The following is a 5140-nucleotide window of genomic DNA, read 5'->3' on the forward strand; positions in this document are numbered from 1 at the left end:
TAGCATCAGTGCAAGAGTGGATGTCATCGGACAATGGAGATTGGGTCTGTCCGATAGACCTAGCGCCCCTGGTGTGGAGCCAGTTGCTTAACATCAGGGATGCGATCGCACCATCTCTACGGGCTGGGCTTGCTGATAGCTATGAACAGGGACTAGCAGATTACACAGCACGGATTGACAAATTCATCTCACTCAACGTTTGGGATTTGCCTCCAGAAAAACGTGAGGAGGTTAAAGCCAACTTAATCAAAGCTTTTCCTCTACTATCTGATTTAGAAGAATATTTACAGGTAGTCATCGGTCGCCCCGTAATCATTCCGGCGCTGTCTGAGCAACTCAACTCCGAACAAGCCAAGTGCCTCCAGCAGATAACACAGTTCATACAGCAGTACGACCAAAACCTAGAGCAAAGGTTAAGGGAATCAGCGATCGCAGGTGGGGAACAGTTAGCAGCCCAACTGCTAGAAGAACTCGCCAACTGGGAGCCTGGACGTAAGCCTGTACTCTTTAAGAAGAAAATGGATCAGCATCTCAAGCGGGTGCAAGTCCTACTGGCGAATGCCTCACCGGAAGCTGGAACGAGTCTTGAACAGATGATGCAGCATTTGGATTCTATCGTGAGTGACGAAGCGATTACCCAGAAGAATCTGAATGCACAGGGGCGATCGCAACTTCAGCAAAAGATGGATGAGATCCGCGCAAAACTTCTCGATGAGCAGCGCAACTTGCAAGCATTAGCTAGTGAGGATGTAGGACTACGCAAAGGCACAGTTCAGGCGTTCAAGTTCCGCTAAAAAAGTGTGATGCCCTTGAATATCAGGGGCATCATCCCAATTCGCAATTTACAATTCGCAATTCGCAATTATGGAGGGAATTGAAATTTGAACTATTGGAGTACAACCCCCTGATTTCAATCAGGTCAAAAAAGAAACTGCAAGTCACACAATATTCAAGTCCTCAACTCTAATTTAGGAGACGGAAATTGCGAATTGCGAATTGCGAATTGCGAATTGCGAATTGGTTTGACCTGGGGTTTTACTGGAACGGCACTGAGTACGAGTGCTTAATTAGCGAATATGACCAAGGTGCAGGACTGGCGAAAGCAGGGCATGGGCTAGGACGGAATTTCTTGCCCAAACTCCAACAAGAATACATCAACCTGTACTTACCTAAGATTGCTACGCAAATGGGGGGCGAAGTAGTGCAAACCGTAACTAATGGTTCGGTTACTACTATCCGAGTTTCAATGCCAACTCAAACAGTTAGGAGATGATTTATGTCACATTTTTCAACAATTAAAACTCATTTAACCAACCGTGAGTGTCTAGTGCAAGCGTTAGAGGATCTCAAGCTAAAACCCCAAGTGTACGAAACTCCGCACCCGTTAACAGGATATTACGGTGATGACGAAGACAAGAGTGCAGAAATAGTAGTTAAAGGTCGCACTATTAAAGCCCGTGCAGATATCGGGTTCAAATGGAATCAAGACAGTGGGGTGTATGACTTGATACATGATGAATACGAAACAGCGCCCCGACTTGGAGAAAATTTCTTTAACAAGGAGTTGATGATTGCTTACGGTAAGCGCATGGTGAAGGCTAAGGCGCAGGAACTTCAAGCGCAGTTTGGCGAATGCACCATCAGCGAAGAAACGTCGGGGCAAGTCCAAACCCTACGCCTGACATTTGCTGGGCATCAAGAAGTTAAACAATTCGCACGGAGATAAAAATGGAACGTTCAGTTTTGATTCATTTCGATAATCAGACTGGTGAGGTTCGAGTAGAAGCCGAAGGTTACGAGGGGAAGTCTTGTTTGGCTGCAACCGAGCAAATTGAGGAAGCGTTGGGAGTTGTAAGCGATCGCACTTTCAAGAGCGAAGCGCAAACGCAGCAGATTCGGACTAACGGCAATCATCAGACTCGGTTGAGACAGTAAATAAAAAAGGGGGTGAAATTCCCCCTAAGCATTTATGGATTTACCGAAAGAGTACCCTTTAATTCACGTTTACGCACAACAAGGCGTACACCAACCAGTCATCATCAAAGCAAATACAGAAGGGTTATGCGTCTTGTTGAATTTAATTGCCACAGCGTAGGCGCAAGCCTTGTCGTAGACATCGCATACGACAAAAACGAAGCCGAGGTATTCGACGGCGATGCCGAAGCCTATGAGGTAGTCGTGCAATTAGTGAAAACTCACGACGAACTTTCTCCATTACCGTATAAGGAAATACAGCAATGAGCTTAAGAAATTTGTTGACAACGATAGATTCACAAATCCCAATTGTGGCGCTAGAGGTATTAGCACCGGAAGAGGCGACAATTATCGAGTGGCTAACAAACCAAGCACAGTCTAAATTAAAAAGTCCGGTATACTTCTGGAATTTAGGAGTATCAGGGCTAGAAAAATGTGATTTGAGTCGAGATGGTGAGTTGTGCTTCAAGCCGGTGTCCGAATACAAACGACCACCACAAGAAGACCCGCTTATCTACATCTTTAAATATATTGAGAATTTTGATGGTGAGGGAATATTCATTTTAGGTGACGTTCATCCGTTCATTGGTAGGAACTCCCCTGTGCTGAGTTGGGAAATTCTCACAAGGGTAAAGAACCTATACCATCGCCTTAAACCCACCGAAAAACGTATCATATTTCTGGGTCAAAACATCCAGTTGCACGAAGATTTGGTGCGATTGATTCATTACTTTGAAACACCTCTGCCAACCTTGGCGCAAATACTTGAACATTTACCCTACTATTTTGAATATTTGCACTCTTCGGCGCAAGAGCAAGAAGTAGAGTTTAGCGTTAACCTGACCGATGCTGAAATGGAAACTCTAGCAAGGACGGCTTTGGGATTAACGCTAGAAGAAGTCAGTGATTTCTTGCGGCTGATGTGTAAACAAATGCTGTCTGACAAAAGAGTGACTATGGACACAGGGCTAATTCCACGGATAGTAGAGTACAAAACTCGGTTGCTCTCTCAAATGGGAATTGAGTTATGTAAGCCAGCTACAATCCCATTCGGGGGTCTTGACCTACTGCGTGAGTGGTTGAATCGGCGGCGGCGACTGTTCACACAATCCGCTCTTAACCTACAACTGCCACAACCCAAAGGTGTACTACTAGCAGGGCCTCCAGGTACTGGAAAGTCAAATGTCGCCAAAAACATCGCCAACATCTTAAATCTACCACTGTTACAGCTTGATATTGCTTCTATGCTCGGTTCTCTTGTTGGTGAATCCGAGGGTAATGTCCGCCGCGCACTCAAGACCGCCGAAGCGATCGCACCCTGCATCCTATGGGTAGACGAGATTGAGAAAGCCTTATCCGGTCAAGGTGACACTTCGGGAGTTAGTCAACGAATCTTGGGTAATATCCTCACCTTCATGTCTGAATGTACAGCCGGGGTATTCGTCGTTGCAACCTGTAACGACCCGTCAGCCCTACCAACGGAACTCAAGAGGAAGGGAAGATTTGATGAAAACTTCTTTGTCGATTTACCCTCTGAGCCTGAAAGGGCGCAGATATTACGGATTCACCTGGAGCGATTTGGTATCAGCGTTGAGGACGAGTACCTGGAGGCGATCGCATCCAGCACCGCCAAGTTTTCAGGAGCCGAATTAGAAACCCTAGCTTCTGAAGCCGCACTACTGGCGTTTGAGCAAGGACGACCGCAACGGGTAACGCTGGGTGATTTGGAAGAGTGCCGTCAAACTATTACCCCGCTTGCTATACAGGATGCGGCGGCGGTCGAGCGGATGCGCGAGTGGGCTAAAACGGCAAGGGCGGCATCGACTGCGATCGCGGATACACCAACTACCAAATCGATTAAAACTGCACGTTATCGGAATATGAACTAATCAAAAAAGTAATTGCTTCTGCTGAATAAGTGGAAGCAATTGCTTTGCAAAAGATGAGTGAAATAACATTGGCTTATTCACGTTATGCTTGCTGTTGAATCAGACACTTCAGGGGCTACAAATATGCAGGATAATTTACCTGCATTTACTAATGTTAACTCTTTGGAAACACCCACTGCTTTATACACTGTTGGAAAAAATATTAAGTTTTGGGACATGACAGAGCGAACTTGGCTCAAAGGGAAAATTACATCAATAACCCAGTGTGAGGGTTATTTTGTTAGTGTGACTATCTCGCACCAGAACTTCAGAAAGAAGCGAGAAGTTCACATAAATCGTGAAGATTGGTTGGATACAAAGCCTGATTGAAGGAGGCAGGAGGCAGAGGGCAGGAGGCAGGAGGACAAGTCAGCTATAGGATTCTGACCCCTCCTGACTTGAGTCCACTGAACTTTGCTACGCAACGCTACCGCGAACGTTTCAGTGTGGTGTTTCACCTTGTTCCCTACGGTCACGGGCAGGAGTTAGGGTCAGTTTTCCTCCTGCCTCCTGCCCCCTAACTCCTGCCTTCTTTGATAATTCATTAATTGCTTCTGCTGTTCAAGGGTAGAAGCAATTGCCCCCAGTAATTAATGAGTGAGTAATATGGCAACAGATAGAAACGACAAAGATAACCCTAACTACACGTTTGCGCCTCCAGTTCAATACACAGCACAACAAGTAGAAACTGGTAACAAAGTGGTAGAAATTATCAACTCAAGCTTAAGTGATGAGGAAAAGAGTAAGTCTGTTTACGAAATCTTGACTAATCAAAGTAATTGAGGAATTAAAAATGTCCACTAACTTAATAACTTATTACGGGCAGACTCAACTTATTGACCAATTAGTTTCAAATTGAAATGTTGATTAACCCAGCAATTAAGCCTGTACTATAATAATTAATACAGGCTTTTATAAATCATTTCTAAGTAACAAATACCAAGAACGCTACGCTAAAAAACTATGAGTTGAGACTAAATTGGTAATCACAACTCGCACACAAAGCCCCTTAAATAACAATAGGTAGCTACTATGACAGCTTTTTCAACAGAGTTCGATTTCGATTCCAGAGAACACAGAGCATATGAAAAGACCCCAGCAGCCAAAAGCATTAACTCACCGGCTGGTATTTGGATAGCTTATGAGAATCAGGAATTAGCCGGATGGTATGAAGGTAAACAACTCGAAGGTGGTAGAGAATATAAAGTCCTCACCAAGAAGTTGGATGAGAACGATGA

9 protein-coding genes are annotated in these 5140 nt (G+C 44.8%); all 9 read left to right on the forward strand.

The window, feature by feature from the left end:
- A partial coding sequence (locus H6G83_RS34435; RefSeq protein WP_190480623.1) for a hypothetical protein occupies positions 1-794 on the forward strand: 794 nt, incomplete at its 5' end.
- 188 nt (positions 795-982) lie between these two features.
- Positions 983-1273, forward strand: coding sequence for a hypothetical protein (locus tag H6G83_RS34440; RefSeq protein ID WP_190480625.1), 291 nt, complete (start codon positions 983-985; stop codon positions 1271-1273).
- 3 nt (positions 1274-1276) lie between these two features.
- Positions 1277-1726 carry a DUF1257 domain-containing protein gene (locus H6G83_RS34445; protein ID WP_190480627.1) on the forward strand — a complete coding sequence of 150 codons (450 nt, stop codon included), beginning with the start codon at positions 1277-1279 and terminating at the stop codon, positions 1724-1726.
- Positions 1727-1728: 2 nt separating this feature from the next.
- A complete protein-coding gene (locus H6G83_RS34450; protein WP_190480629.1) occupies positions 1729-1935 on the forward strand; it encodes a DUF2997 domain-containing protein in 207 nt (68 codons plus the stop codon).
- Positions 1936-1947: 12 nt separating this feature from the next.
- A complete protein-coding gene (locus tag H6G83_RS34455) occupies positions 1948-2241 on the forward strand; it encodes a hypothetical protein (protein ID WP_242045015.1) in 294 nt (97 codons plus the stop codon).
- Positions 2238-3863 carry an AAA family ATPase gene (locus H6G83_RS34460; protein ID WP_190480631.1) on the forward strand — a complete coding sequence of 542 codons (1626 nt, stop codon included), beginning with the start codon at positions 2238-2240 and terminating at the stop codon, positions 3861-3863. The genes H6G83_RS34455 and H6G83_RS34460 overlap by 4 nt, the downstream gene beginning before the upstream one ends.
- Positions 3864-3986: 123 nt before the next feature.
- The gene (locus H6G83_RS34465) at positions 3987-4232 is read left to right on the forward strand and encodes a hypothetical protein (RefSeq protein ID WP_190480633.1); all 246 of its coding nucleotides are present in this window, start codon (positions 3987-3989) and stop codon (positions 4230-4232) included.
- A gap of 276 nt (positions 4233-4508) precedes the next feature.
- Positions 4509-4685, forward strand: a complete 177-nt coding sequence (locus H6G83_RS34470; RefSeq protein ID WP_190480635.1) for a hypothetical protein — start codon at positions 4509-4511, stop codon at positions 4683-4685.
- Between the two features lie 249 nt (positions 4686-4934).
- Positions 4935-5140 (forward strand): hypothetical protein (locus H6G83_RS34475; RefSeq protein WP_190480638.1); only part of this gene is annotated, 206 nt, incomplete at its 3' end.

Origin of the sequence: Anabaena azotica FACHB-119, assembly GCF_014697625.1 — a bacterium.
Taxonomy (GTDB): Bacteria; Cyanobacteriota; Cyanobacteriia; order Cyanobacteriales; family Nostocaceae; genus Trichormus; species Trichormus azoticus_A.